This window comes from Niallia sp. 01092 (genome assembly GCF_052318935.1).
Lineage (GTDB): Bacteria > Bacillota > Bacilli > Bacillales > Cytobacillaceae > Niallia.
Map to the genome: position 1 here is coordinate 1 of NZ_JBQRKO010000035.1, position 26,378 is coordinate 26,378.

Consider the following 26,378-nt stretch of genomic DNA (forward strand, 5'->3'; position numbering starts at 1 on the left):
GCTGTGCGCCTGTGGGGTCTCCCTCCGACTCGCTTTTCCCGCAGGAGTCTCACGCCTTCCACTCCAATCAACATAGTGCCAAAATCAACAATGAGCTTTAACATAGCCTTGTTTTAAAATGTATGTGCTAATTCTTTTGCTCTGGCAATTCCATTTTCTTTAATTTCAGCCGCTTTATGTGACTGTGCATTTTGACCTTCTATAAATAATCCTTCAAAAGACGGTACTCCAAAGAATTTCATAATTACAGAAAGATACTTATGCCCCATTTCCAATTCAGCTGCTGGCCCTTCCGAATAAATTCCTCCTCGAGCTTGAATATGAAGTGCCTTTTTATCTGTTAATAAACCAACGGGACCTTGTTCTGTATAGCTGAAAGATTTTCCTGCAACTGCTACAGAATCAATATATGCTTTCATTACTGGAGGAAATGAAAAATTCCAGAAAGGTGTGACAAAAACATATTTGTCAGCGGAAACAAATTGATCACTTAATTCACCTAAACGAGCAACTTTTTCTTGTTCTTCGGCAGATAATGTTTCAAACGCACTTCCTGATTGTAATTTTCCCCAACCACTAAAAACATCTGCATCAATATACGGAATCTTTTCCTTAAACAAATCAATATGAACCACTTCATCATTAGGATTTACTGCTTTATATTCTTCAATAAACGCTTTCCCTGCCGCCAAACTGTAAGAAACTGTTTCATTAAGAGGATGTGCTGTAATATATAATACTTTTGCCATTATAATCTTCCTTTCTTTTTTAAAAAATTATTATAAGGATAAGCCTTTTAATCATATATTATGTATGAATATATCTCCGGATAATATATCTCAAAATAATATATCTTTAATTAAGTATAAATTTATACGAAAATCTTTAGATTGTCAATCATTTTATCTTTTTCTTTTTTTAAGGCTGTTTTCGTGAAAATTGTTGCTTTTAAACTCCAGCCTGAATACACTTCGCTTTCCGTGGGCGAGCGTCAAGCCTCCTCGTCGCATACGCTCCTGCGGGGTCTCGTCTTTCTCGCATTCCCACAGGAGTCTACGTGTATTCAGTCTGCTGAGTATTTCATTTCCAATTTTTTATGAGAAAAACAACAAATTTTGAGAAAACAGCCTTTTTAAATGAGGAAAATCTTCTTTTTAATCGAGAACAGCTACAAAGAAAACAAATTTTTTGACAAAAAAAAAGAAGGGGCTTGTCTTCCCCTCCTCTTTAAATAGCATTTTTAAAACCACTGCCCATTACTACATTCATATTATGCACCGTGATAAATGCCAGTTTATCAACTTTATAAATATACTTTTTTAGTTTAATAAATTCCTGTTTTTCTAGCACAATCGTAATTACTTCTTTACGATCATTCGTAAAAGCACCTTTTGCGCTATGAACAGTTGCACTTTTATTCAAACTTTTTATGATAAATTCTTTTATTAGTTCACATTCTTCACTTATAATAACCACTTCTTTTTTAGTGCGAAATTGGCTGCTAAAATATTCAATCACAATTCCTCTAAAGAAGATGCCAAAGCAAGCATACAAACCTCGTTCTATACCAAAAGTGAATATAGCAAGGAAACAAATGGTGCAATCTGCTAATAAAACAGCCTTTCCAATATCAATTGCAAAATATTTATTTAATATCATGGCAATTAAGTCCATGCCGCCAGTTGATGCATTTTGATTAAAAACAATGACTAATCCAAGTCCTGCAATTATTGTTCCGATTACTAGTTGTAAAAATAAGTCGTGACTTAAAGCAGCCTCTAATGAATAAAATTTCTCTAACATCCATACGATAAAAGTAAGTAAAAAACTTGCATAAATGGTTTTAACGCCAAACTGAAACCCCAAAAAGGCAAAACCTAAACTAAAAAAAATAATGTTTAGAGCTAACATTAGTATTCCAAGTGAATACTTAGGAAAAAGTGCATGTAATACAATACTTAATCCACCAAGTCCCCCTGCAGCAAAATGATTAGGTTGTAAAAAGAAATGAATATTCACAGCAATAAGAAAAACCCCAACATGTAATAAAAATAAATTCCAAATACTGCTTGCGTTTACTTTTTTCTTCACCATTATTTTTCCTTTTCCCAATCAACAGATAAATCCCATGCTATAGGCTTCTCCATCCATTCTTTTACTTCTTTTATTTTAGTCGTTTTTCCTAACACCCACATTAACTTTGCCACAATTGCTTCCGTATTCATATCTGCCGATAAAATAACATCATATTGTGCTACCTTTCTACCCACTTCATATAAGAGTAGATCCTGCCCTTCTTCTAAACACTGTGTAGAAATCGTAACAGCAACACCTGCATCTACAAGTTCTTGCAGCTTAGGCAACAGATTTCTTTCTTCAAACGGCAAGCCTCCATTTCCAAAGCTTTCAATAATTATCCCTTTATAAGCTGTTTTAAGATAATCAAATATTTCTGGTTTTGTGCCTGGATGAAGTTTTAACAAAAAAACATCCGGGCATAAGCTTGTATCCATTTTAAAGGTTTCTTTTGAATCATTTGGATTCCAATAATAAGTGATGTTATTTCCTTGAATAGATGCTACATATGGATGATTAATACTTTCAAAAGCATCATAGCTTTTCGTTCTCATTTTCATTGCTCTAGTACCAATGATGACTCTTCCATCAAACACGACAAACACTCCGCCGACATTTTCCATTGCAAAGTAAATGCTGTCAGAAACATTTTTTTTCGCATCTGTTTGTTTAAAACTGATTGGCACCTGTGATCCTGTAATGACAACCGGCTTTTTTAACCCTTGCAGCATATAAGACAATGCCGCAGAAGTATATGCTAAAGTGTCCGTGCCATGTGTAATAACAAAACCATCATACTGATGATAATTTTTAGCAATAGCTTCAGCAATAATGCCCCAATGCTCCGGCTGCATATTCGTACTGTCTCTATTCATCAGTATTTCACATGTTACATCCACTGTTTCGGAATCACCTTCAAAATATTGCAAAAGATCTTCAGCAGACATACCTGGTACCAAGCCTTCTTTTCCTTCCACTGAAGCAATAGTACCACCTGTTGCAAGCAATAATATTTTCTTCATTTCCATCCTCCTCACATATTAGAAAAGCGCAGGAGCCTTGATCAGCCCCGAAGAAAAATGTTCATTTGACTCAAAAAGTGCTTTTTACTTTTAGAGGCAAAGGGTTATTTTTCACAGGGGCTAGGCACCGGAGCTAGACATCTATCTAACTTCTAAACTTTATGCTTTCTTATCTTTTACAAATATGTACGCGAAACGCGTTTTATTTTTAGTTGTATTATAGTATAATCATGAGTAATAAAGCAATAACTGTATTCGTTTTGCGTATTTTTTCTGTTAAAATAAAAATACCCATGCTATAATTAGAAAAGCGCAGGCGCCTTGATCAGCCCCGAAGAAAAATGTTCATTTGACTCAAAAAGTGCTTTTTACTTTTAGAGGCAAAGGGTTATTTTTCACAGGGGCTAGGCGCTGGAGCTAGACATAGAAAAGCTCCGGCGCCTTGATCAGCCCCGGAGTTAGACAGTTATCTAACCTTAAGAAATATTAATTCTGATACTTTAATATAAAGTGAGACTTTCGTCAGTCGGTTTTATTTATACCATGACGGAAGCCTGAGTCCTTAGGATATAAGCCACATAGACGAGGAAATAAAGACGTGGTGCAACTGCCGGTTAATAGTGGAATAAAAGGATAGGAGTGTTCGTATTTGCTGCAAATATTAAATGAACTTAGAAAACAGAAAAATTGGTCTTTACAAGAAACAGCTGATTTACTCGGTATTGCTAAAAGTACATATGCAGGCTATGAATCTGGATATCGAGAACCATCCTTACGTGCCCTAATTCAAATTGCGGAATTATTTAATGTTTCTGTCGACTATATACTTCATCGCAAAAACAATCCCTTAACAATAGAATTAACAACATATAATAAAGAGAATATTACTCTTACAGTAGACGATCAGCCTTTAACATCTACAGAATTAAAAAATATTATTGCATTTACAAAGGTTAATAGAGAATTAGATTAAGAAAACTCTTATGGAGTATACACCGTTTTCTTCATGAAAAAAAAGCTTTCCTTTAGATAAGATCTCCTACCCATAGGTTAGCTTAATATCTCGCCTAATTCATTTTCAATTTAACTTGATGAGTTCTCTCTTATACTTAAAGAATGTTTTCATTTCTTCTGTCTTATGTATCTTTTATTTTTTCCCTTTTCTGTGGAAAAGGGGACGGAGCTCCGTCTAACTATTATTTCAGTTGTTTGATTTTAACATCAATAGATGTTCTTTCTTTCGCAGTTGCTATCTCCGCTGGATAACCCGCTGCTATTACACCAACAATATCATATTCCTCCGTCACTTGAAGAATCTTTTTCCCTCTTTCAGATGCACCAATGGAACACCAAAAGGCTCCTACCCCTTCTTCCCATGCTAATAACATGAAATTTTGGATAAAGCATGAAACTGCTGCAAGATTTTCTTCGCGTTCCAATTCATTTCTTCCCTTATGAGAAAGGACAGCAAACAATACCGGCGCATCGCCAAAATTTAGTTTATGATTTAGTTCTGCCCTTGTTTCAGGTCCAATAAATAGCACTTCCCATGGTTCTGTTAGTTTATGATTCGGAGCGAAGGCAGCTATTTGAAGCCATTCTTTCACTTTCGCAAGATCTAAAGCCTCTGCTTTAAATTTTCTTATTGTTCGCCGATTTTTTATTATTTCGGAAAGATTCATGGTTTCATCTCCTTTTCTTTTTCCTTTTATTATATTTTAGTACTCCCCTATTATACCTGTTATTTCTAACTAACCGCAGTATTCTATTTTTTTAGAGAAAAATAGCACAAAGTCCTGAACTGACTGAGTGGGATAAACAAAAACCCTCATAAACACCACTAGTACAAAAGGGTTTACGAGAGCTTTAACATCCAAAATTAATTTGGCTCTTACTTTTTCAAACGAAATGGAACGGTCGTTACAATAACGTTTCTGCGATAAAGAAGATGTGCTTTTAATAAAAGGCTTGATTGATTGTGCAATATATTATGCCAGCTTTTTTTCGTAATAAACTGCGGAATAATAACGGTCACACTATTATGATTTTCCTCCCCTTTTTCTTCAATCACATCTATAAATCTTCGCAATGGTCTAATTAAACTTCTATATTGTGAATGCAATGTTACTAAGCGAATATCCGGTCTGTAAGATCCCCATTTTTCTTCCATCCTTTTTTCACTTTCACGATCAAATGCAACATACACCGCAATAATGGTATCACCAACCGTTTCAGCATAGGCTAATGAGTTTTCCACTACTTTTGTTATTCCAGCAATAGGCAAAATCACAATATTCCCTTGTAATTTTTCTGTTTTATAGTGATGATCGAGACGTAATTGATTCGCTACATTATTATAATGATTATTAATACGGTGAAAAACATACACAATGATAGGTAAAAATAATAGTACCGACCATACTTGTGTAAATTTAGTTGTAAATAAAATAGCTAAGACAGTAAACGTAATAATTGCTCCAACTAAATTGATGCTTAATTTTAGTTTCCATCCTGTTGGTTTTTCTTTCAGCCATTTTATTATCATGCCAGACTGCGATAAAGTAAATGGAATAAACACCCCTACTGCATATAACGGGATTAGCATTTCTGTATCCCCGCCAAAAATAATAATTAAAAGTATAGAAGCAATGCCCAATGTTACAATCCCATTTGAATAGCCTAACCGATCACCGCGAATAGCAAATATCCTCGGCATATATTTATCAGCTGCCAAGTTCACTGCAAGTAAAGGAAATGCTGCAAAGCCGGTGTTAGCTGCTAACACCAATATAAGAGCAGTTGTTACTTGGATAAAATAATAAAAAACATTTCTTCCAAATACTTCTGATGCTATTTGGGAAACAACTGTTTCTTCTGCTTTAGGTGAAATTCCAAGGTAATACGCTAAAAACGTAATACCTGAAAATAATACAGCAAGAATAATTCCCATCATTGTTAACGTGCGAACAGCATTTTTTGCAGACGGTTCTTTAAAATTCGGGACTGCATTCGAAATAGCTTCTACTCCTGTTAGTGCAGAACAGCCAGAAGAAAAAGCTTTTAATAATAAAAACAAGCTCAAGCCAGGCACAACGGTACCAATTGGTGTATGTACTGAATCCGGCACTTCTCCATTCATTATTTTCCACAAACCAGTTCCTAATAAAATCAATAAAGCAAGCACAAATAAATAAACAGGATAGGCTAGAATCGATGCCGATTCGGTAACTCCTCTTAAATTTAAAATCGTAATAAACAAAACAAGCAGACAAGCAATCGGGACATTATAACCATGCATAGATGGAAATGCTGATGTGATTGCATCCGTTCCAGCAGTTACACTTACTGCCACTGTTAAAATATAATCAACTAACAATGATCCGCCTGCAATTAATCCCGCATTCTCTCCGAGATTATTTCTTGAAACAACATAAGCACCACCACCATGTGGATATGCATAAATGATTTGGCGATACGATAATATTAATGCGGTTAATAGAACAAGCACTCCCATTGCAATCGGAAGAGAATACCAATAGGCTAAAGCTCCAATACCTGCTAAAACTAGTAAAATCTGTTCTGTTCCATATGCAACTGAAGATAATGCATCGGAAGAAAGAATAGCTAATGCTTTTAATTTATTTAATTTTTGATCTCCTAATTCCCTTGTTTTCAATGGTTTGCCAATAAGTATTCTTTTTATTACCGTTTTATTCATGTTTCTTCCCCCATAAAACTCAGATTATAACCCATTCTTTCTACCCTACTCGAATTTTCATTTCTCTTTTTTCCCAACAAAAAAAGACCACAGAGGATTACCCGTGGTCGCTAATAACGATCATACGAATCATTCCCCTCTCTTAACGCTTACGGAGTTAGCTGTCGGATTCGGGCAGTTTGAGAGTTTACCCTACCTTTGATTTCAAAGGATTCACCCCAAGTACAATTTATGTACAAATGGTGGGTCCTCCGTTCCAATTGGACTCAGCGATTAAAGAACTTATTTTCTATGCAAGATATTACTCCTGAATACACCGAATGTAAAGGACTCAAAAACGGAAAAAAACGACAAAAATCTTCAAATTAAGCGATTAAAGGTGATTTATAAGGAATAAATAAATCAAATCTCTTTCTTACTCATTATTTCAATGTTTCTATAAACTTTATTAGTAAATAGTGAAAAATTATTAAATTTTTTTCACAGAAAACCCACATGGAAAGTAATTACGGAGATTAGAATAAAAGGCTGTTTTCTAAAAGTTTGTTGTTTTTGAATAAATAATAAACATTGTGAAAGCACTGAGCAGCCTGCATACACGTAGACTCCTGCGGGAAAAGCGAGAAAGACGAGACCCCACAGGAGCATAGCGACGGCAATGAAAAAGTGTTTTATTAGATAAATTATAGGTGAAACACTTAAATTTATTAGGGTAAAAATGGTATAGAGAGTTTGAAAATGACTATCATTTTGGTTAGGAGAGGCGTCCGCACGACTCCTGCGGGATTAGCGAGACAGGCGAGACCCTGCAGGAGCGTAGCGACGAAGCGGCTCGGCGCTCGCCCCGCGGAAAGCGTGTGGTAAGCCTCGGAAAACCGAACGAAAACCTCTTCGTTGCTTGGATTGTCACTACCTATATTTTGTAGCATTCACTTTTTCAGTGGCCTCAGCATAGCGACGAGGAGGCTCGGCACTCGTCCGCGGAAAGCGAAGTGTATTCAGGCTGCGGGGTAAATAACAACAATCTATACGAAAACAGCCAAATAAAAAGAGGGATTCTAAAAGGTAGTATACATCCTTTTAGAATCCCTCTAATTGAAAATTAATATGCTAGGCTAAATAAACCTTTAATATGAGTTAAGTAACGAACATTACTTGCTTCTTTCATTAAAGTTGCTGGCAGCCCTTTTAATGGTGTAGAGCTTGCACCAATGATCGCAACTCCGTCTTTACGGCCAAGACTTGCTAAAGTTCCTGAATTGATTGGACTAAATGATTCAAATGATTTGCCTTCAAGATAAGCAAATAGATTGTATCCAATTAATTCACCCATTTGCCAAGCAATTTGTGCTGTCGGTGGCGCTGGACGACCATCACCATCTGCAGGGAAGTATACAGCGCTATCTCCAGCTACAAATACTTCCGGATGTGATGTTGACTGTAAGAAATCGTTTACTGTTGCGCGGCCGCGGTTTACTTCTAAACCTGATTCGCCAACTAATGGGTTTCCTTGAACTCCACCAGTCCATACAAATGTATTTGTAACAATTTTTTGACCATCTTTTAAGTCAACTACATTGCCGGCTACATTTGTTACAGGCAATCCTGTTAAGAATGTTACACCACGTGCTTCCAAGCTTTTTGTTGCACGCTGAATTAAATCATCTGGAAGAACAGGAAGAATTTTCGGTCCTGCTTCTACAAGCAATAATTTAATTTCTTTGAAGTCTACACCATATTTTTTTGTTAAATTCGGAAGGATATCAGCAAGTTCACCAACTAGTTCTACACCAGTTAATCCGCCGCCGCCGATTAAGATTGTAGCATCTTCTTCTTTTTTTGTTTTTGCATATTCTTGAATACGCTCTTCTACATGCTTGTAAATTTTGTTTGCATCTTCAGCAGATTTTAATACCATGCTGTTTTCTTCCAAGCCTGGGATTCCGAAATATGCTGTTACGCTGCCTAATGCAACCACAAGTGCATCATAAGTAAGTTTTGAGCCGTCTGTTAAAACAATCTCTTTATTGTCAACAGAAAAAGAATCAACCGTTGCGATTTTTAAATCAACGTCTTTACCTTTTAATAACTTTTCAAGAGGCATTGCCACTGCTTGTTCTGCAACATTTCCAGCAGCAAGACGGTGTAATTCTGTAATAATTTGATGTGTTGGATATTTATTAATAACCGTAACTTTTGCCTGTTCTTTCGTATAAAATTTACGAACATTTTGAGCTGCTAAAAGTCCACCGTATCCAGCACCTAAAATAACGATATGTTTTGACATAGTTTAATCCTCCGTCCTTATTCCTTATCAAAAATAATGCTTACAGGCTGTCGACAAACGCTCGATTTCTTCGTTGTTCGCCTTACTCGGATGCTCATTACTGGGTAACAGAGGATGAACGACTAAGTACGTCACGTCCTGTGACAACGTCGTTCTGACCAACATCCTGTTGCCCGCCGCTCCTCCCAAGGCTTCACGCCTCGAAATACAAACGTTTTCGATCACCCTGCAGCTCCTGCAAAATATATTTTGTCTACCCTCTAATATTTACTTTTGCTGTTCTTTTTCTGACATAATTTGAAGGTAGCTTTGAGTAAATCGGAATAATTTTTGTGCTTGTGGGTCTTTTAACAATTTTAATAATCCAAATACTCCAATTGTTTCATTGCTTTGTTCAGCACGGTCTTTTGCTTCGATTGCAGTCGCAGCTACACCTTTAACTGAATGCACAACAGGCTCCATAATTTCTGTAATAGCGCCAACTGTGTCGCTTTTTAACACTTCGTCTGTTGAAACAGATTGAGCAAAATCATACGTTTTTGTTAAAACATTTACTAACTCTGTTATTTTTGGAAGTTGTTCTACTAACGTTGTCAATGATTCTTGAACTTCTGGCTTAAGTAGCTGATCTAACAAATCTTGACTTACTGTCAGTTGTTTTTCAGCACTAGTTTGCGTAGTTGATTCTGACATATACTAATTCTCCTTTTCCATAAGCATATTAAATGCCTAAATAGTTTTGGTTTTGTTTTACCGTACTTTTGTGATTTTATGCACAAAAGTTCGCAAACGAGAAGTATTACATTTTAAGGCACGAAAGCATTCCGTAAATAATAAATGGATAATAATACCAAACTATTAAATAGACTCTAACATAGGGCCCTTATTTAACTCCTTTAATATAATACCACTTTTTTATTAAAAATAAATGTGAGAATGACAAAATTTTAGATATTTTTTAGTAATTAAGACTTAAATCACTTTAGATTAAATTTTTGACATATATTTAGCACTTCTTACCCTATATTAGATGCGCACCAGTTTTCAGCTAAACTCCTCTTTTAATATCAAATTTCAATATCTACGACAATGCTGTCTATTCTGCCTACTTCTCGAATATACGCTGCCACTGCTTGATGCTCAGGGTTTGGTTTGTATAATTCAAGTGCTTGTCGATCTTCAAATCGAACCTTTAATACGACTTGATATTCTTTACTGCTGTCAGCAAAATTTAAACCTGCCTGCAAGTCGATTATACCCAACATTTTATTTCGTAAAGCCCGAAAACGTTTTATTACTTCATGTAGTTGTTCTTTCGTTGTCGTTTCGCTAAATTTTACAAGAACGATATGATCTATCATAATGTACCTCTTTCTTCGTATAAGTTTTCTTGTTTATTTTAACGAAAATTTTCAAGTCCATCAAATTAAAAAATAATTTGTCCGTTTTTTTTTGCCTTCGTATTTGTTTTTCCCGCCGCCGTTCCTCTCATTTGTACTGATTACCATGCAAGGAACTGGCAATATCGGATAAAAAAATCAATTAAGAAAAGCGCAGGCGCCGGAGCTAGACACTAAACTAGGTTCAAAATTTTATACTTTCTTATCTTTTGAAAAAATCCACAAGAAATATTTCCTGCGGATTTTTCACTTTCATGGAATTTACTTCTTGTCACTTAAATGGGATCCATGCTCAATTATTCTTTTGTAAATTCGATTGTACTTCTTACTGTATCTATCGGTCGAACTAATTTTTCAATTTGATCTCGTTTTGGTTCTAAAAACGGTGGTAAAGATAATTTTTCTCCGAGTGTTTCATATGGTTCATCTCCCATAAAACCAGGTCCATCTGTTGCAAATTCAAATAAAATATGTGGAGCTACTCTTACATATAAGGATTCAAAGAAATATCGGTTTACGTATCCAGATGTTTGGAATCCAAAGTTTTCCATCCTCTCAATCCATGATTGTAATACTTTTCGATCTTCCACACGAAAAGCTGCATGATGTACTGTTCCAAACCCTTGATGAGCTTGAGGAAGTGCAGCATTATGCTCAACAATTACTTGAGCACCATTTCCCCCTTCTCCTACTTCAAATAAATGAAGAGAATCTTCTTGTGCAATCTCTTTAAATTGCAGCACTTTTTCCATTATTTCTTTAAAATAATCGAAATTTGCAATGGTAATAAATACAGGCCCTAAACCCGTTATTGCATATTCTAAAGGAACAGGTCCCTTTTGCCATGGCGTGCCCGAAACAACCCCTTCATTTTTTTCATCTGAAATTAACTGATACTGTTGATCATCAAAATCGACAAATGAAAGTGTTTTTTTGCCGAACCGCTCCTTTATGCCACTGTGTTTTATTTCTAACCGATCGAAACGTTTCACCCAATAATCGATTGCTACATCCGTTGGAACACGGAAAGATGATTTCGAAATTTCGTTCGTACCATGAACACCTTGAGGAATTCCCGGAAAATCAAAAAAAGTCATATCCGTACCTGCATTTCCCCTATCATCAGCAAAAAACAAATGATACGTTTGGATATCATCTTGATTTACTGTTTTTTTTACTAAACGCATCCCTAAAATATTGGTGAAAAACTGATAATTTTTTTCCGCACTGCTTGTAATAGAAGTAACATGGTGTATCCCTTTTAATCCATTCATCGTAATTCCTCCTAAACTTTATTTACTAGAATTATTCCCTAAATCATTCTTTATGTTTTCAAATTCATATATCTTTAATTAAAATATTTTTATTTCGAGATAAATATATCATGGTGAATTATTCCTTGTCAAGAAAACGAAATAATTAATTCTGTGTTGAACCTTATATAGTTTATTCTTCGATAAAAATAGATAGAGTGCTATCCACTTTGTAGGAAGCACTCTAAATGTATGTAAAATTATGAAGACAGTAATGGAATGGTAATTTCAAATGTTGTACCTTGATTTATTTTACTGTGTATTTTAATGTCTCCATGTAAATTATGAATGATTTTAAAACAAACCATTGTGCCTAAACCGGTCCCTTGATCTTTAGTTGTATAAAAAGGCGAACCGAGTCTTTTTATTTGTTCCTTTGTCATTCCCTTTCCTGTATCTGTTATTTGAATTTCAATATTACCTCCTCTTTTTTCGGCATTTATAATCAGCTCTCCTTTCTCTTCAATTGCTTCTATGCCATTTTTCATTATATTTAAAAGAACTTGACTAATTTCATTACTATTTGCTTCTATATAAAAGGATCTATTCACTTTATTTATTATCGTCACATTATTTAAAAGAGCGAACGACTCTGCTACTTCTACGACATGAAAAATAATTTCTTTCATATCAATCTGTTCTGGAGATGACACTTTCGTTTTAGCAAGAGACAAATAATCATTGATAATGTTTTCAGCTCTTAATAATTCTGACTGAATTAAATCAATGGAACTGACCTGTTTTGTCGTTAAATTCGTGTCACTTTTCAACAATTGAATAAACCCTTTGACAACCGTTAGTGGGTTGCGAATTTCATGGGCAACGGAAGCCGCCATTTCTCCAATTATTTTTATCCTTTCTGATTGTTGTATCTTCACTTTATTTAGTTCTTTTTCTTGCAACGTTTCGATAATATAAATAACTATAATGATCGTTACAATATGAGATACGTAAAAATAGGCAATAAAACTTGGCAATACCTCTTCTTGTACTTTTCCCGTGTACAAAACAGCCAGTATAATGAGTGAATTACTTATTAATGTGAAAATTACACTGGCGATTAATTTATTTCTGAAAAGAAGGAGTTGATATTTTTTTATAAAAAAAAGAACAAAAAAAGATGCAAACGAATAACAAATGATCGTAATGAAAAAACCTGCATTAACGCCCAATAAAAATCGATACACAAAAATAACAATGGTAGTTATTATCCCGACCTCATAACCGCCATAAAAGAAAGAGATTAGCCATGGGATGGCACGCAAGTCATAAAAATGGCCTGGAGCAAGCTTTAACGGAAAACTCATAGAAAGAATAACTGTTAACGAGCAAAATAATCCTAATATGTACTTCTTATCTTTATCTAACTCCTTTTTGTAAAAATAATTATAATAAAGCAAAGCAGGCACTAGGACAATTAACAAAGTTAATAAATAATTATCAAATCTAAACATTTTGCCTCCTCTTTTTCAACATTATTGCTGCTTTATATTCACCCATATTCCTTTATATCGTATCGCTATTTCTATCAGAATTTAATAGAATCGTTTCTTTTTATACAGATAAAAAGCCATTCTTACATTAAAATGGCTTTTATCAAATATATACGCTTTAGAAATAAATTTTTCCTGCTTTTTCATTTAAGAAACTAATAAAATATATCACTGCCAATAAACAGCTGCTCATCCTATTATAGGTTATTGCTACTTTTTTTTCTTAAGATGCCATTCTTCAGACGCTTCCATCTGCATATTTGCATGAACGTTTGTCAACAGTTCTTTCTGCTTTTTAAAAATTTCTGATTTCGTTGATACAGCTCTTATTTTTTTTACAAATAAATAGATAACAGTATACATCACTACTAAAATAATTCCTGCGACAAGTCCTGCTCCTTGACCTTTCACTAATGGCATGCTGCCAATAACGGCTAATAAGCTTATTAACACAAGGTAGGAAGAATAAGGATAGCCTGGAAACTCCTTTATTTCACTTATCCAATTGCCTTTCCTCCGATATTTATAATGCGTGGCCATAATTACGACATACGTAAACAATAAAGCAAATCCACCTGAACTGACTAAAAAAACATAAATTTTTTGAGGAAGAAAGGTACCTAATCCCAATCCAATGAGCATACCTACTCCTGAAAATAATATTCCTCTATATGGAACATCTTTTTTACTTTTTATCCAAGAGGGAGCATGACCTTCATCAGCAAGAGAGCGAATCATTCTGCCAAGACCAAACATCGATGCAAGCATGGTAGACAATATCGCTGTTACAAGTACGATATTGATGATCAAGCCTGCCCATCCGAGACCATATCTTGATAGCGCTGCAACCATCGGACTAACCTCTTCCGTTAAAGAAGCAGTTGGTATTAGCGGCAATAATACAGCAATCGTTAAAATATAAAGGCCAATCAACATTACCACTGTATAAAAAATAGCTTTTGGCACTGTTTTATGTGGATTCTTCGTTTCTGATGCTGCTAAACCAATTATTTCAAACCCCGCATATGTAAAGATAACAATTAACATACTTCCTGCAATGCCGCCGATTCCAGCAGGAAACCAAGCCTCCGTTGCTAAAGCACCAACCCCGACTCGTGGAGCTCCTGGCATGAAACCAACAATTAGTAAAACAGCAAATATAATAAACCCAATTAGAGCAAGAAGTTTAATCGCAGCAAGACCGCTTTCCAATTTGCTTAATCTTTCTGCACCTAATAAGTTTACTAGCGTTACAGCAATGATTACACCTGAACCTATCAGCAGCACGCTTGCTCCAGGAAGCCATTCTCTTAAAAGGATGGCGACTGCCGTTGCCTCACTCGACATTGCTAAAACTATTCCTGTCCAGTAAACCCAACCGACTACAAATCCGACACCAGGTCCAAACGCCTTTTCTGCAAAAGTCCGGAAAGAACCTGGAGCAGGATCTGCTATAGTCATTTCAGAAAGAGCAGCAAGGATAAAATAGACTAAAATGCCTCCTACTATATAAGAAATAAGGATAGATGCACCTGCCTGCTTTATTCCAATCGCTACTCCTAAAAAGAAGGAACCTCCTATGACTGTTCCTAACGCCATCATTGTCAGCTGCCATGCTGAAATCCCTTTTTCCATTCCTAAATCCCCCTTATTTCGATCGTTTGTTTAGATTATTTCCATTTACGCATCGAAATATGAGGATAGGAATATTTTATTAATAGTTAAGAGTGTAGACAAAGTATAAAACTGCAAACTTTCAAGCCGATTAAAACCAATTGTTTGTTGACAGCTTATATTGTTTATTTACTTCCCTTTTTCTTATTAAACAAATACATTTGCATATCCTCATACTCTTTCTCTCCAATAATGCCTAAGCATTTAAAAAGATAGGAGTATGCATAGATTTTATTTTGAATACGTCCGCTTTGTTTCATTAGTATCACCCCTACTTTATTAATATTAATCGGAAGCAAAAAAGTTTCCTTAATACAAAAAAATAGGCTAAGATAGACAACACATGCCTACCTTAGCCTATTTTTTTATTAATTTTCTATTTCTATTTTACACTTTTTATCTAGTTGGGAAACCAAATACATATTGCGGCGGAATTGTCGTTTCTTTTTGAAGCTGCGCTGCTGCCTCTAATGTCCAATAAGGATTTCTTAGCATTGCTCTGCCTACAGCTACAAGGTCTGCTTCTTCGTTTCCAACGACAGCATTCGCAAGCCCTGGTTCATCTAACCTTCCTACTGCAATAACGGGAACATTTAATTTTTCTTTAAAAGCTCGTGCTAATGGTACTTGATATGCCACATGAGTGCCTGGTTTTCCTGCCGCTGCGATTGGACCCTCTCCTCCAGCGCTAATATGGAAAAGATCTACGCCTGCTTCTTTATATTGTTTCGAAAACTCGACGCTTTCATGAATATCATAACCACCTTCTACATATTCTTTTGCAGATACACGCATAATTAATGGCATGTTTTCAGGCATCACCTTTTTGGCGGCTTTAATAACTTCTACGCCAAATTTTGTTAAGTCTTCACCATATTCATCCTTTCTTTTATTTGTTAACTTCGAATGAAATTGATGAATTAAGTAGCCATGTGCACCATGCAGCTCAATTGTATCCACTCCCGCTTTTACAGCACGTTCAACTGCTTGTTGAAATTTCTCTACCATCCCTTTTACTTCTTCTGTTGAAAGCTCTTTAGGTGTTTTTGACTTTTCGTCAAAAGCAATCGGAGATGGTGCAACAGGCGTTTCTGCATCTTCTGCTTTGCGGCCTGCATGGGCTATTTGAATACCAACTTTTGCACCGTATCGATGACATGCATCCACAATACGAGCTAATGCAGGAATTTGCTCATCGGACCATAAACCTAAATCAAAATCAGTTATGCGGCCATCTGGCTCGACATCAGTCATTTCTATAATTATTAAACCAGCACCGCCAATTGCTCGGCTTACATAGTGCACATAATGCCAATCTGTTGCAATGCCATCTTTATTTGCAACAGAATATTGACACATCGGCGGCATAACGACACGGTTTTTTAATTCCAATCCTTTAAAAGAAAACGGGCTAAATAAATGTTCCATTTTTATAATTCCTTCTTTCTTTCATGAATGTATGCTCATGCATATAAAATATCATCGATTTACAAACGAGTCAAATGATAACACTTAATGTATGCTGTTCAATTTACAGAAAGGATCTTTTGGTATAGATTGTTTGTTATCTAACCGCAGCCTGAATACACTTCGCTTTCCGCGGACGAGTGCCGAGCCTCCTCGTCGCTATGCTCTGCTTAAGTCTCGTCTTTCTCGCTTTTTCCGCAGGAGTCTACGTGTATTCAGGCTGCTCAGTGTTTCAACCATGTTTATTATTTTATTTAAAAACAACCAACTTTTAGAAAACAGCCTTCGTTTATACATTTTCCGTTAATTGCTGCGTCACCTCTTTAATATCTTGCTGAAGTTTTTTTGAGGAAAGAGCAGTTGCAAGCGTCTGATGAAAGGTTTCATTTGCTGCTTGTAGTTTTTCTTGTCCATAAGATGTCAACGAAGTGTAGATTCCTCTTCTGTCATCTTGACAAATATGCCTTTCTAGCGCCCCACAGCTTTTCGCTTCCATTCTTGCAACAAGCCTCGATAACGCACTTTGACTTAATCCAACCATTTCATGCAGCTGCTGCAGCCTTAATTTTTTATCAGGAGCTTTTGATAAAAATAATAGCACATAAAATTCCCTTAAGCTTAATGTATGTGCTTCTTGTAAAGCACTTTCCAACTCATTTGCCAAATTGGCCTGAATTTGTGTAAAAGACAGCCAGCTTTCTAGTAATCGATTTTGCTCGTTTAATTTCATGTTATCTCCACCTGTATTCGAATAAACTATTGCAAACGGTCTTATACCGTTTGCACCTTGTTAATAATTAATTGTAACCACTAAAACTTTTACTAGTCAAATACAATATGATAAGAAAAGCGCAAGCGCCTTGCTCAGCCCCGAAGAAAAATGTTCATTTGACTCGAAAAGTGCTTTTTACTTTTAGAGGCAAAGGGTTATTTTTCACAGGGGCTAGGCACTGTAGCTAGACACTCATCTAAGTTCAAAAGTTTTATGCTTTCTTATCTTGAAAAAAGAGGATATTCTAATTATTTTCATTAGAATATCCCCTATCCTTCAATTTTTACCCTCTACCTGCTTGAAAAGATGGATATTTTGTCATGCCTCCGTCTGCAAATAAAGTAATGCCTGTTACATAACTCGATTCAGTGGAGGCCAACCATGCTGCAACAGCCGCAATTTCTTCTGGTTCTCCAATATAGCCTAAAGGAATCATACTTTCTACATCTTTACGTTTTTTTGGATCTGCAAATTTTTCTGCATTAATCGGTGTATTAATGGCACCAGGACCTATACCATTTACGCGGATTCCTTTTGGAGCATATTCCAATGCTAATGTTTCTGTTAACATTTTTATTCCGCCCTTACTTGCAGCATAATGAACAAATGTCGGCCATGGGATTTTTTCATGAACACTAGACATGTTAATAACATTTCCTTTTATTTCATTTTCGATAAAGTATTTTATTGCTTCACGACTTCCTAAAAATGCGCCTGTGAGATTGGTTTTGATCACTTTTTCCCAATCCTCTATAGACAATTGATGAGACGGAACAGCATTTTCGATTCCAGCATTATTAACAAAAATATCTAGCTTTCCAAATTGCTCTATTGCAGTACTGACAAGGTTTATAACATCCTCTTCTTTTGTTATATCTCCTTTTGCAATAACAGCTTTTCCTCCAGCTTCTTCTACTTCCTTTTTTACAAGCAATGCTTCTTCCTTTTTTGAGAGATAATTTATCACGACATGACATTTTTCTTTTCCAAAACGAACTGCCATTGCCCGACCCAGCCCTGTAGAACCGCCAGTAATGACAACTACTTTCTCTTGTAGGTCTGAATACAAAATAAATCCTCCTCCATAAATTATCTTTTAGCTAGTCCTAAACATACTACCCCAATAATAATGAAGATAATCCCTATTCCGATAAAAACTAATTGACGCTTCGTTTTCTTTTCTTTTAATAAAAAAATTCCACCTAGTGTTGAAATGACAACACCTGTTTGCGATAAGGAAAAGCTGATTGCCACCCCAACCTTTGGTTGAGAAATAAATAAAAACATATTTCCTGCTGCCCAAAAAAGACCAGGGAAAATATTAAAAATCGCATACTTATTATAAGGTTTATGTTTATATGTAATAATAAAACCGCCTATAAACATTCCGATTGCTTGTGGAAATAATGCAGACCAGCCATCCACTTCAAAAAAACGAGCAATTACTGCATAACCTAAATATCCTACCGTTGAGAAAAGAAGCGTAATCACGCCCTTTTTAAACGTAGTATTTTCTTCCTTGCTTCTATTTTTATCATAAGAGGTGAGAATAATTCCACTTAAAATACATATAATGGCGATTACGCCAAATAGAATGGTTTTTAACGTTGTCCATTCGTGAAAAATCAAGACTCCAAATAGTGTAGTTGAAACAATTTGCAACCCAGTAGAGATAGGCATCGTTTTGGATACACCGATATACTCAATTGATTTGAATTGATTACTTTGTCCAAAAGCCCAAAAAATACCGGAGATCACCCCAACAATAAAAATAGTTGTGTTTAATTGAGGTTGGGCGAATAGATAAATAATAGTAGAAAATAACAACGCTCCTATCGTTGTACCTAAAGTTTGACTATAAGCTCCCCCTCCAATTTTTACATTTAGTAACACAATACTTCCCCAAAAAATAGCGGGAAGAATAGCTAAAAATAAATCCACTGTCATCTAACCTCTTTCTATCCTTATACTTTAGTTATTACCTTTGTTCATCTACTTTAATCAGATGAAAATGGTACAAAATATGATTATTTTACTATGTTCCACTAATAAAAACATAACATAGAAAGCGGTTAACGAGTAGCAATTTTTGCAATTATTCTATTATATTCGACATAACTTTCCAAATTACCCATGTTTGCTTATTGCATCGAGGAGAGTGAAATATATATTAAGGCTTGGGACTGGCACTAGCACATCCATCAAACTACAAGCATTAAAAAAAGGCAGTATTTTTCCGATAACATCGAAAAATACCGCCCATTATATATTAGACTACATGAAAAGAGATTTATTCTATCAATCTAGCTATTTTTATTCTGCACTAACTAATATTTTCACTTGATTTTTTTCGGTAAGTAAAGCTTCGAAACCTTGATCTACTACATTATCTAACTTTATTTTTTTTGTTACTAATGTATCTGCAGAGAAATAGCCTTTTCTCATTAAGTTCATAACAGATGGGAAAATATCACGATAAGCTATAGTTCCTTTTACTGTTTTTTCTTTGATAACAATGTCATTGGGAAGGATTTCTGCTGGTTTTTCCCAAATACTTACGATTATTGTTTCACCAGCAATTTTTGTTGCTTGAATTGATTGTTTTAAAACAACTGGCACACCTGTTACTTCAAATGAAACATCTACTCCACCATTTGTTCGGCTTGCAATCTCTGCAACTACATCTTCATAGTCTGCTGGACTAATAACTGTTGCTCCAAGTTCTTTTGCTTTAACTTGACGTTCTGGAGATAGTTCAATAGCATAAATATCGGTTGCTCCTGCTGCTTTTAATGCTTCAATAGTAAGCAACCCGATTGGTCCGCATCCAAACACTGCAGCAGTATCGCCTGCTTTAATTTTACTTGAGCGAACAGCATACAATGCTACTGCTGATGGTTCTACTAAAGCACCTTGCTCATAAGATAATTCATCCGGTAATTTATGTAAAAGCTCTTCATCGACGGTTACATATTCAGAAAAACCGCCGCCTCCGCCAGAAAGGCCTATAAAGCCCATATTATCATCTAAATTGTATGCACCTTGATGGCCATGTGTTGCAACAATTGGTTCTACTACGACGCGGTCACCCACTTTATAATTTGTAACACCTTCTCCAATTTCCAACACTTCACCAGAAAATTCATGTCCTAAAGTTATTGGTGCTATATCCTTTGTTAACGGATGCGGCTTATCAACTGGAATAAAAATAGGACCGCCTAAATATTCATGTAAATCACTTCCGCAAATTCCACACCATTTTACTTTTAATTTCACTTTTCCTGGTTCTACTTGTGGTTCCTCTATTTCTTCTAAACGTATATCCTTCTGCTTATACCATCTTAAAGCCTTCATGTTCTTACATCTCCTTTGCTTCATGCTATATGTATATTAAAACATATATAGCATATTAAAACGCTTATTTTCCATAAAGTTACTAATTTTGACACAAATTCTCTATCACTTAAAGGCCTTTAAGTCTTTTCATCATAACGAAACATTTTTATTATATTATATATTACAAGTATGGTAAATTTAATTATAATTAACTTTAATTACCTATTACTTAACTACAGGTGGGGATTTAGATGAATATGGAACAGTTGTATTACATTGTGGAAATTGCTGAAACAGGCTCCTTAAAAGCTGCTGCCGAAAAACAAAATATAACGTTGCCAGCGTTAAGTCAGGCAGTAGCAAAACTAGAAAAAGAGATAAATATTGAATTATTTCACCGATCAAGAAATGGATCGTATCCAACAGAAGAGGGTCAGCGTCTTATTAATATCGCCTCAGAAGTAATAATGAAACTACAAGAGTTTAGGAACGAAGCGGAAAGCTATACAAATACGTTAAAAGGTGAAATCAAGATTGCAACGTTTCCAGGTCCAATGGAAGTATTAGTTGAGTTAATAACTGCCTTTAAGAAAGCATATCCTTTTATTCGTGCTTCCATTGATGAAAATAATTCCCAAACGATTATGGATAGGGTATATCACCAAGAGGTTGATATCGGCTTGCTTATATATACAGACGATGATATAGAAAAAAATAAACAACTTGTATTTAATAGACTGCTAGATGGTCATATGATCGTTGCAGTTAACAAAAAATCACCACTAGCTAAAGAATCGCTTATTACAAAAGAAATGTTAAAAAACCAGTCTATTATTCTTTACAATGATCATTGTATTACTGAATTTATAAAAAACTGTGACTTTCTTGCAAATAACATGGAAATTCTATTCACCACAAATAACGTTGAAACGATTCGCAACGCGTTGGAAAAAAATACGGCTATAAATATCGGCTTTGATTATTCCTTTGAAACGGTTACAGGATTATCCAATAGTGACAAATATGTCACCATTAACTTTGCAGAATCACTAGATAAAACATACTATTTCGGATACGTTTATGCGAAAAACAAAACATTATCACAAATTTCAAAAGAATTTATTTATCGATTAAATAAGTCTATTTGCGGACTGATTACAAATAGATAGAGGCAGACTATATTATTTAGTCTACCCTTAAAAGAAGTTCCGCAGCGTGAATACACTACGCTTCTTGCTTAGCGAGCGCCGAGCCGCTTCGTCGCTACGCTCCTGCAGGGTCTCGTCTGTCTCGCTTTCTCGCAGGAGTCTTCGTGTATTCACGCTGCTCTGCGCTATAAATGTGGAGGCTGCTTCTTTCCATGCGCCATGGTGCAAATTTTGCATGGGTGTCTACCCCGAATTATTTCGTGCTTTGTATAAAATATGTTTTTTTCGTTAACAGAAGTATTGGTTTTCATTAGGAACGTAAAACACTGCCGATAAAAAATGACAATATCCTGATGTCTTCGACGGCAATGTTCATCTAAAACTTCGAAGCCCCTTTATCATTCTGTTAAATGATAAAGGCGCTTCATTCTCTTTTTTATAACTTTCTCCTTTTTGATGGTGCTGATGAAACAATAAAATAACTAATCACTAATACTAAGATTGCACATGTATATAACAGGGTATGTACAGGATTATCATGGTACACAATAATTAAACGCACCATCGCCGTTATGCCAATATAAAGAAAATAACGCAGTGGAAAATGATAATTTTCTTGAAAATATTTAACAATCATCGCGATAAACTCAAAGTATAAAAAGAATATCAATATTCTTTCTAACAGCTCGTAATGGCTTTTCTGTTCTTGGAGAAAGATAGAAAAACGAACAAAATAATAAATTTCTCTACTCATTAAAATACTTAATGTAACGGCAAGCAGCACTAATGATATATTAAGGATCAGTTGAAGAATGAATGAAAGCTTTATCTGTCTTTTTGGTGATTTTTTTTCCACTTTTCTTGATTCCACAATATTCCTCCAAACTAGATATTTTTTCTATATTGTTATTTTACATATAAATGACTTTTCATCATAGAAAAATATACTGAAGGTCCATTAATCCTGAAAAGTTTTTTATTACAACTGAAAATAATTCTACTTTGAAATTTAATCCTCAAATAAATGAATCAACTGTTCTGCTGTATAGGTTGGCGGCTGTTCTATCGCATCTTGTAGATGATAGAGAATAATGGATATTACAATTCCTGATACATAATAACCGAATAATATCTTATCTTCCTTTTCTTCAACTGTATATGCATAATAGTCGGTGAACTGATAAAACATTTCTGCTAGTGGATTTGGCATGCCGCAATCTTTATGAATAAAACTGAAAATGCTAGTATGATCAGATAAGTATGTAAATAATTGATCCAGCTTTTGTTCAATTTGTTGTGTTGTGATGCTTTCTTGGTTGGCGGGAACAGCACAACATTCTATTAATTCCGAACATTCTTTTTTAATAATTGCTTTAAACAAATCTTCTTTACTAGCATAATAGTTATAAATAGAGGCTCGGCGAATGTTACTTTTTTTTGCAATATCTGAAATCGTAATAGCAGAATAATTTTCCTTTTCGATCATTAATTCTATAAATGCGTGATGCACTGCTTCTTCAAATGGATTGCATGGATGATTACTTGTTTTCTTTGTACAGACTGGATTTCCAATTATCCAATCCAGTTGATTTTGATATTGTAATTTGTGAATCTTTTCACAAATATATTCAGGTGACAAAATCCTTTCTTCGTTCAACCAATACAAACAAACGGAATAATAATATAATGCATGATAATGGGCAGATAAATCATGTTTTTGTGCAAGGGAATCACCTTGTTCTTCTACACAACTTTGCAGGAAAAATTGATGAAAATTAACAAACGGAGCTTTGTTTCTATTCATTAATGTTTGAAAAAAGAAACGGTGTTTCATGATAAAATGTAGAACAGATTTTTCTCTTTTATTTTGCTGATTTACAGTTTTGCTCTTTTTCTCTTGTAGAGATTTAGCAATTGTTTGCTTTAATTCTTTTTTCATACCTTCAATAATATCATTAAACAGAGCATATTTATCTTTATAATATTGAAACATAATACTTCGGCTTACATGTGCTTGTTCTGTAATTTCTTTTGTTTTTATATAGCGTATATCTTTTTTCATTAGCAAGTCCATCATCGTTTGTTTTAAATTCATAATTGCTCGTGAGTCTATTTCATTTGTACATGACATTATTCTTCCCCCTATTGATAATAAAACACTTTTTCATTAGGAATATGTCGCAACACTCTTCTTTTCTGTTTTCTTTCATAAGGAAAACTATAATTGTTTAACATCCAATATATTCTATAAAACGGAAGAAACAGGTAAACACTCCACCTTATTGTTATACCATAATATACCATATTAAAAAATGACGATTTTGTGAACACAACTAAAAATTTATTTGGGATATGTACTTATTCAAGTATAATCGCAAAACGAGACAAGAAGTTAAAGTAAGGGTAGAATGATATTTATAGTTTAAAATAAAGGCTCTGTTAATGCTATTGTTGATTTTCAAAAGGTCAGGGAATCCACTCCCTTTCCGCGGAAAGCCTAGTGTATTCACGCTGCGGAACTTCTTTTCAAGGTAGCCAAAATATTCATTTTGAGGAGGAATTTTATGCTGACAGGCAAAAATATTTTATTGATGGGAGGAGATTTCCGCCAAAAAGAAGTCATAAAAACATTAGCTTCATTACAGGCAACCGTTTATTAATTGGTTTTGATGAACTAGAATATGTAGCTGACAATGTCATTTATGTAAAAAACACAGAGGCCGCTTTCAACATCATGGATGGGATTCTTTTACCTATTCCAGGCGTAAATGACAGCGGGGAGATTGAATCAAGTTTTTCATCGTCAGAAATTTTTTTTACCAACGAAATGTTGGAACAAACAAAAGAAGACTGTGTTATTTATACGGGAATCATCACCCCTTTTTTACACCAATTAGTAGAGAAAACCAATAGAAAACTAGTAGCTCTTTTTCATAGAGATGATGTTGCCGTTTTAAATTCTATTCCAACTGCTGAGGGTGCATTAATGCTTGCTATTCAGCACACAGCTTTTACTGTGCATCATGCAAAGGTGATGGTTTTAGGTTTCGGGAGAGTCGGCACAACAGTAGCGAGAGTTTTTTCGGCTGTTGGTGCGAAAGTGAGTGTATGTGTGCGGAAGCCTGCTGATGCTGCCCGAGTGAAAGAAATGGGATTAACGCCTGTATTCATGCAGAATCTGTCTAATATTACAGCAGAAATAAATATTTTCCTAAATACAATTCCTTTTTGCATTTTAGATGCTGCTATTATTTCCCGCATGTCAAAAGATACCCTTATTATTGATCTTGCTTCTAAGCCAGGAGGAACGGACTTTGCTTTTGCCAAAGAAAAAGGAATCAAGACGATATGGGCATTAGGGCTGCCGGCAAAAGTTGCACCAAAAACAGCTGGAGAGATTATCGGGAATGTTCTGTCTGAATTAATGCAAGAAGCATAATCTTTAGACAGCTCAGTAATTAAATAAAGGAACGAACATATTTACTCAATGATTCGTTCCTCTTACTTTACCTATCAAGATTTTAAGATATCATCAATTTTTAAAAGCTCTTCTTCGCTAAAATCAAGATTTTGTAAAGCTGCTACATTATCTTCAATTTGGCTGACTTTGCTTGCTCCAATTAAAGCAAATGTGACTTTTCCTCCGCGAAGCACCCATAAAAGGGCCATTTGTGCAAGACTTTGACCTCGCTCACCTGCAATTTCATTGAGTTTTTTTACACGATGAATGATTTCTTCTGTGACTTGATTTTCTCCTAAGAACCCTGTTGGTTTTGCTGCTCGCGAATCAGTTGGCACTCCTGACAAATATTTATTTGTTAATAAACCTTGTGCCAACAGGCAGAAAGCGATAGATCCGACGCCATTTTCCTCTAAAACATCCTGCAGTCCATCTTCTATCCATCTGTTAAACATGGAATAGCTAGGCTGATGGAGAAGCAGAGGAGTTCCTAATTCATTTAATATTTTTACTGCTTCTTTCGTTTGTTCCGTACTATAACTGGAGATGCCTACATACAATGCTTTTCCTTGACGCACGATCTGATCAAGCGCTCCCATTGTTTCTTCCAACGGAGTATCAGGATCTGGACGGTGAGAATTAAATATATCAACATAATCTAGACCCATTCTTTTTAAGCTTTGATCAAGGCTTGCAATCAAATTTTTTTTAGAGCCCCATTCACCATAAGGACCTGGCCACATATAAAACCCAGCTTTTGAGGAGATGATCATTTCATCTCGATAAGGAGCAAAATCTGTTTTTAACATTTTTCCAAACATTTCTTCTGCAGAGCCTGCTGGGGGACCATAATTATTGGCAAGATCAAAATGCGTAATGCCTAAATCAAATGCCCTTCTAAGCATGGCTCGGCCATTTTCATATGTATCTACTCCGCCAAAATTATGCCAAAGTCCTAATGAAATTGCCGGAAGCAATAAACCTGAACGCCCAGTCCGATTATATTTCATCGATTCATAGCGATTTCCGTCTGCTTTATAAACCATTGTATCCTCTCCTTATTTTCAACAAATTGGACATAAAATGAACTTTAAAATCAAGCGCTTTCATTTCTTCTATCATACTATGCATCTTTCATTTTTACTAGCAGGATAAAAAAAGTAGCACAAACCATGCCTTGGTCTGTGCTACTAACTTAGTATGTTTTGTCTA

Annotated in this window: 23 protein-coding genes and 1 riboswitch; of the genes, 3 read left to right on the plus strand and 20 right to left on the minus strand. The window is 35.2% G+C overall.

Features of this window, described 5'->3' with window-relative positions; all coding sequences use genetic code 11:
- Positions 1–113: 113 nt before the first annotated feature.
- From ACTXGU_RS20990 to ACTXGU_RS21000, 3 genes are all read right to left on the minus strand, one after another.
- Entirely contained in the window at positions 114–749 is a 636-nt protein-coding gene (locus tag ACTXGU_RS20990; protein WP_443483480.1) for an FMN-dependent NADH-azoreductase, read from the minus strand.
- 478 nt (positions 750–1,227) lie between these two features.
- Positions 1,228–2,094, minus strand: coding sequence for a YitT family protein (locus ACTXGU_RS20995; protein WP_443483481.1), 867 nt, complete (start codon positions 2,092–2,094; stop codon positions 1,228–1,230).
- A complete protein-coding gene (locus ACTXGU_RS21000) occupies positions 2,094–3,098 on the minus strand; it encodes an asparaginase (RefSeq protein ID WP_443483482.1) in 1,005 nt (334 codons plus the stop codon). Before ACTXGU_RS21000 ends, ACTXGU_RS20995 begins: the two co-directional genes overlap by 1 nt.
- Positions 3,099–3,747: 649 nt before the next feature.
- Between ACTXGU_RS21000 and ACTXGU_RS21005 the strand changes: the two genes are divergently transcribed.
- Positions 3,748–4,071 carry a helix-turn-helix domain-containing protein gene (locus ACTXGU_RS21005; RefSeq protein ID WP_443483483.1) on the plus strand — a complete coding sequence of 108 codons (324 nt, stop codon included), beginning with the start codon at positions 3,748–3,750 and terminating at the stop codon, positions 4,069–4,071.
- A 223-nt stretch (positions 4,072–4,294) separates the two neighbouring features.
- Here ACTXGU_RS21005 and ACTXGU_RS21010 read toward each other — a convergent pair whose 3' ends face one another.
- The 14 genes from ACTXGU_RS21010 to ACTXGU_RS21075 all read right to left on the minus strand — a co-directional run bounded on the left by ACTXGU_RS21010 (position 4,295) and on the right by ACTXGU_RS21075 (position 20,576).
- Positions 4,295–4,780, minus strand: a complete 486-nt coding sequence (locus ACTXGU_RS21010) for a nitroreductase family protein (protein WP_443483484.1) — start codon at positions 4,778–4,780, stop codon at positions 4,295–4,297.
- Between the two features lie 209 nt (positions 4,781–4,989).
- Positions 4,990–6,816: an APC family permease gene (locus tag ACTXGU_RS21015; protein WP_443483485.1), complete on the minus strand. Its 1,827-nt coding sequence runs from the start codon at positions 6,814–6,816 to the stop codon at positions 4,990–4,992.
- 132 nt (positions 6,817–6,948) lie between these two features.
- Positions 6,949–7,098: riboswitch (cyclic di-AMP (ydaO/yuaA leader) on the minus strand.
- 820 nt (positions 7,099–7,918) lie between these two features.
- On the minus strand, positions 7,919–9,103 hold the full coding sequence (locus ACTXGU_RS21020; RefSeq protein ID WP_443483486.1) for an NAD(P)/FAD-dependent oxidoreductase: 1,185 nt from the start codon (positions 9,101–9,103) through the stop codon (positions 7,919–7,921).
- A 267-nt stretch (positions 9,104–9,370) separates the two neighbouring features.
- Positions 9,371–9,796 (minus strand): DUF1641 domain-containing protein, encoded by a 426-nt coding sequence (locus ACTXGU_RS21025; RefSeq protein WP_443483487.1) that lies wholly within the window; start codon positions 9,794–9,796, stop codon positions 9,371–9,373.
- A gap of 374 nt (positions 9,797–10,170) precedes the next feature.
- Positions 10,171–10,464 carry a Dabb family protein gene (locus ACTXGU_RS21030; RefSeq protein WP_443483488.1) on the minus strand — a complete coding sequence of 98 codons (294 nt, stop codon included), beginning with the start codon at positions 10,462–10,464 and terminating at the stop codon, positions 10,171–10,173.
- A gap of 335 nt (positions 10,465–10,799) precedes the next feature.
- Positions 10,800–11,777 carry a ring-cleaving dioxygenase gene (locus tag ACTXGU_RS21035; protein WP_443483489.1) on the minus strand — a complete coding sequence of 326 codons (978 nt, stop codon included), beginning with the start codon at positions 11,775–11,777 and terminating at the stop codon, positions 10,800–10,802.
- 239 nt (positions 11,778–12,016) lie between these two features.
- Positions 12,017–13,270, minus strand: coding sequence for an ATP-binding protein (locus tag ACTXGU_RS21040; RefSeq protein ID WP_443483490.1), 1,254 nt, complete (start codon positions 13,268–13,270; stop codon positions 12,017–12,019).
- A 249-nt stretch (positions 13,271–13,519) separates the two neighbouring features.
- Positions 13,520–14,944 (minus strand): amino acid permease, encoded by a 1,425-nt coding sequence (locus ACTXGU_RS21045; RefSeq protein WP_443483491.1) that lies wholly within the window; start codon positions 14,942–14,944, stop codon positions 13,520–13,522.
- Positions 14,945–15,108: 164 nt separating this feature from the next.
- Positions 15,109–15,243 carry a hypothetical protein gene (locus ACTXGU_RS21050; protein WP_443483492.1) on the minus strand — a complete coding sequence of 45 codons (135 nt, stop codon included), beginning with the start codon at positions 15,241–15,243 and terminating at the stop codon, positions 15,109–15,111.
- 136 nt (positions 15,244–15,379) lie between these two features.
- Complete coding sequence (locus ACTXGU_RS21055) at positions 15,380–16,411, minus strand: NADH:flavin oxidoreductase/NADH oxidase (protein ID WP_443483493.1); 1,032 nt, start codon at positions 16,409–16,411, stop codon at positions 15,380–15,382.
- A 328-nt stretch (positions 16,412–16,739) separates the two neighbouring features.
- Positions 16,740–17,180 carry a MarR family winged helix-turn-helix transcriptional regulator gene (locus tag ACTXGU_RS21060; RefSeq protein WP_443483494.1) on the minus strand — a complete coding sequence of 147 codons (441 nt, stop codon included), beginning with the start codon at positions 17,178–17,180 and terminating at the stop codon, positions 16,740–16,742.
- 325 nt (positions 17,181–17,505) lie between these two features.
- Entirely contained in the window at positions 17,506–18,291 is a 786-nt protein-coding gene (locus ACTXGU_RS21065) for an SDR family oxidoreductase (RefSeq protein ID WP_443483495.1), read from the minus strand.
- Between the two features lie 20 nt (positions 18,292–18,311).
- Complete coding sequence (locus ACTXGU_RS21070) at positions 18,312–19,163, minus strand: GRP family sugar transporter (protein WP_443483502.1); 852 nt, start codon at positions 19,161–19,163, stop codon at positions 18,312–18,314.
- Positions 19,164–19,535: 372 nt separating this feature from the next.
- Complete coding sequence (locus ACTXGU_RS21075; RefSeq protein WP_443483496.1) at positions 19,536–20,576, minus strand: 2,3-butanediol dehydrogenase; 1,041 nt, start codon at positions 20,574–20,576, stop codon at positions 19,536–19,538.
- 233 nt (positions 20,577–20,809) lie between these two features.
- On the opposite strand from ACTXGU_RS21075, the gene ACTXGU_RS21080 reads away from it, so the two are divergent.
- Positions 20,810–21,727, plus strand: coding sequence for a LysR family transcriptional regulator (locus tag ACTXGU_RS21080; RefSeq protein ID WP_443483497.1), 918 nt, complete (start codon positions 20,810–20,812; stop codon positions 21,725–21,727).
- 415 nt (positions 21,728–22,142) lie between these two features.
- Here ACTXGU_RS21080 and psiE read toward each other — a convergent pair whose 3' ends face one another.
- Together psiE and ACTXGU_RS21090 are read right to left on the minus strand one after the other, a co-directional pair.
- On the minus strand, positions 22,143–22,577 hold the full coding sequence (gene psiE / locus ACTXGU_RS21085) for a phosphate-starvation-inducible protein PsiE (RefSeq protein WP_443483498.1): 435 nt from the start codon (positions 22,575–22,577) through the stop codon (positions 22,143–22,145).
- 138 nt (positions 22,578–22,715) lie between these two features.
- Positions 22,716–23,837 (minus strand): TetR/AcrR family transcriptional regulator, encoded by a 1,122-nt coding sequence (locus ACTXGU_RS21090; RefSeq protein WP_443483499.1) that lies wholly within the window; start codon positions 23,835–23,837, stop codon positions 22,716–22,718.
- A 369-nt stretch (positions 23,838–24,206) separates the two neighbouring features.
- On the opposite strand from ACTXGU_RS21090, the gene dpsA reads away from it, so the two are divergent.
- Positions 24,207–25,145 (plus strand): dipicolinate synthase subunit DpsA, encoded by a 939-nt coding sequence (dpsA, locus tag ACTXGU_RS21095; protein WP_443483500.1) that lies wholly within the window; start codon positions 24,207–24,209, stop codon positions 25,143–25,145.
- Between the two features lie 74 nt (positions 25,146–25,219).
- Here the strand turns inward: dpsA and mgrA are convergent, their stop codons facing one another.
- Positions 25,220–26,212, minus strand: a complete 993-nt coding sequence (mgrA, locus tag ACTXGU_RS21100) for an L-glyceraldehyde 3-phosphate reductase (protein ID WP_443483501.1) — start codon at positions 26,210–26,212, stop codon at positions 25,220–25,222.
- Between the last annotated feature and the right edge of the window lie 166 nt (positions 26,213–26,378).

Excerpts from the sequence above, each read along its gene's own strand:
- ACTXGU_RS21050 (WP_443483492.1), bottom strand. The coding sequence starts at position 15,243 with ATGAAACAAAGCGGACGTATTCAAAATAAAATCTATGCATACTCCTAT.
- ACTXGU_RS21090 (WP_443483499.1), bottom strand. The coding sequence starts at position 23,837 with ATGTCATGTACAAATGAAATAGACTCACGAGCAATTATGAATTTAAAA.
- ACTXGU_RS20995 (WP_443483481.1), bottom strand. The coding sequence starts at position 2,094 with ATGGTGAAGAAAAAAGTAAACGCAAGCAGTATTTGGAATTTATTTTTA.
- mgrA (WP_443483501.1), bottom strand. The coding sequence starts at position 26,212 with ATGGTTTATAAAGCAGACGGAAATCGCTATGAATCGATGAAATATAAT.
- ACTXGU_RS21060 (WP_443483494.1), bottom strand. The coding sequence starts at position 17,180 with ATGAAATTAAACGAGCAAAATCGATTACTAGAAAGCTGGCTGTCTTTT.
- ACTXGU_RS21020 (WP_443483486.1), bottom strand. The coding sequence starts at position 9,103 with ATGTCAAAACATATCGTTATTTTAGGTGCTGGATACGGTGGACTTTTA.
- ACTXGU_RS21000 (WP_443483482.1), bottom strand. The coding sequence starts at position 3,098 with ATGAAGAAAATATTATTGCTTGCAACAGGTGGTACTATTGCTTCAGTG.
- ACTXGU_RS21040 (WP_443483490.1), bottom strand. The coding sequence starts at position 13,270 with ATGTTTAGATTTGATAATTATTTATTAACTTTGTTAATTGTCCTAGTG.
- ACTXGU_RS21055 (WP_443483493.1), bottom strand. The coding sequence starts at position 16,411 with ATGGAACATTTATTTAGCCCGTTTTCTTTTAAAGGATTGGAATTAAAA.
- ACTXGU_RS21080 (WP_443483497.1), top strand. The coding sequence starts at position 20,810 with ATGAATATGGAACAGTTGTATTACATTGTGGAAATTGCTGAAACAGGC.
- ACTXGU_RS21035 (WP_443483489.1), bottom strand. The coding sequence starts at position 11,777 with ATGAATGGATTAAAAGGGATACACCATGTTACTTCTATTACAAGCAGT.
- ACTXGU_RS21015 (WP_443483485.1), bottom strand. The coding sequence starts at position 6,816 with ATGAATAAAACGGTAATAAAAAGAATACTTATTGGCAAACCATTGAAA.
- ACTXGU_RS21010 (WP_443483484.1), bottom strand. The coding sequence starts at position 4,780 with ATGAATCTTTCCGAAATAATAAAAAATCGGCGAACAATAAGAAAATTT.
- ACTXGU_RS21030 (WP_443483488.1), bottom strand. The coding sequence starts at position 10,464 with ATGATAGATCATATCGTTCTTGTAAAATTTAGCGAAACGACAACGAAA.
- ACTXGU_RS21045 (WP_443483491.1), bottom strand. The coding sequence starts at position 14,944 with ATGGAAAAAGGGATTTCAGCATGGCAGCTGACAATGATGGCGTTAGGA.
- ACTXGU_RS21025 (WP_443483487.1), bottom strand. The coding sequence starts at position 9,796 with ATGTCAGAATCAACTACGCAAACTAGTGCTGAAAAACAACTGACAGTA.
- ACTXGU_RS20990 (WP_443483480.1), bottom strand. The coding sequence starts at position 749 with ATGGCAAAAGTATTATATATTACAGCACATCCTCTTAATGAAACAGTT.
- ACTXGU_RS21075 (WP_443483496.1), bottom strand. The coding sequence starts at position 20,576 with ATGAAGGCTTTAAGATGGTATAAGCAGAAGGATATACGTTTAGAAGAA.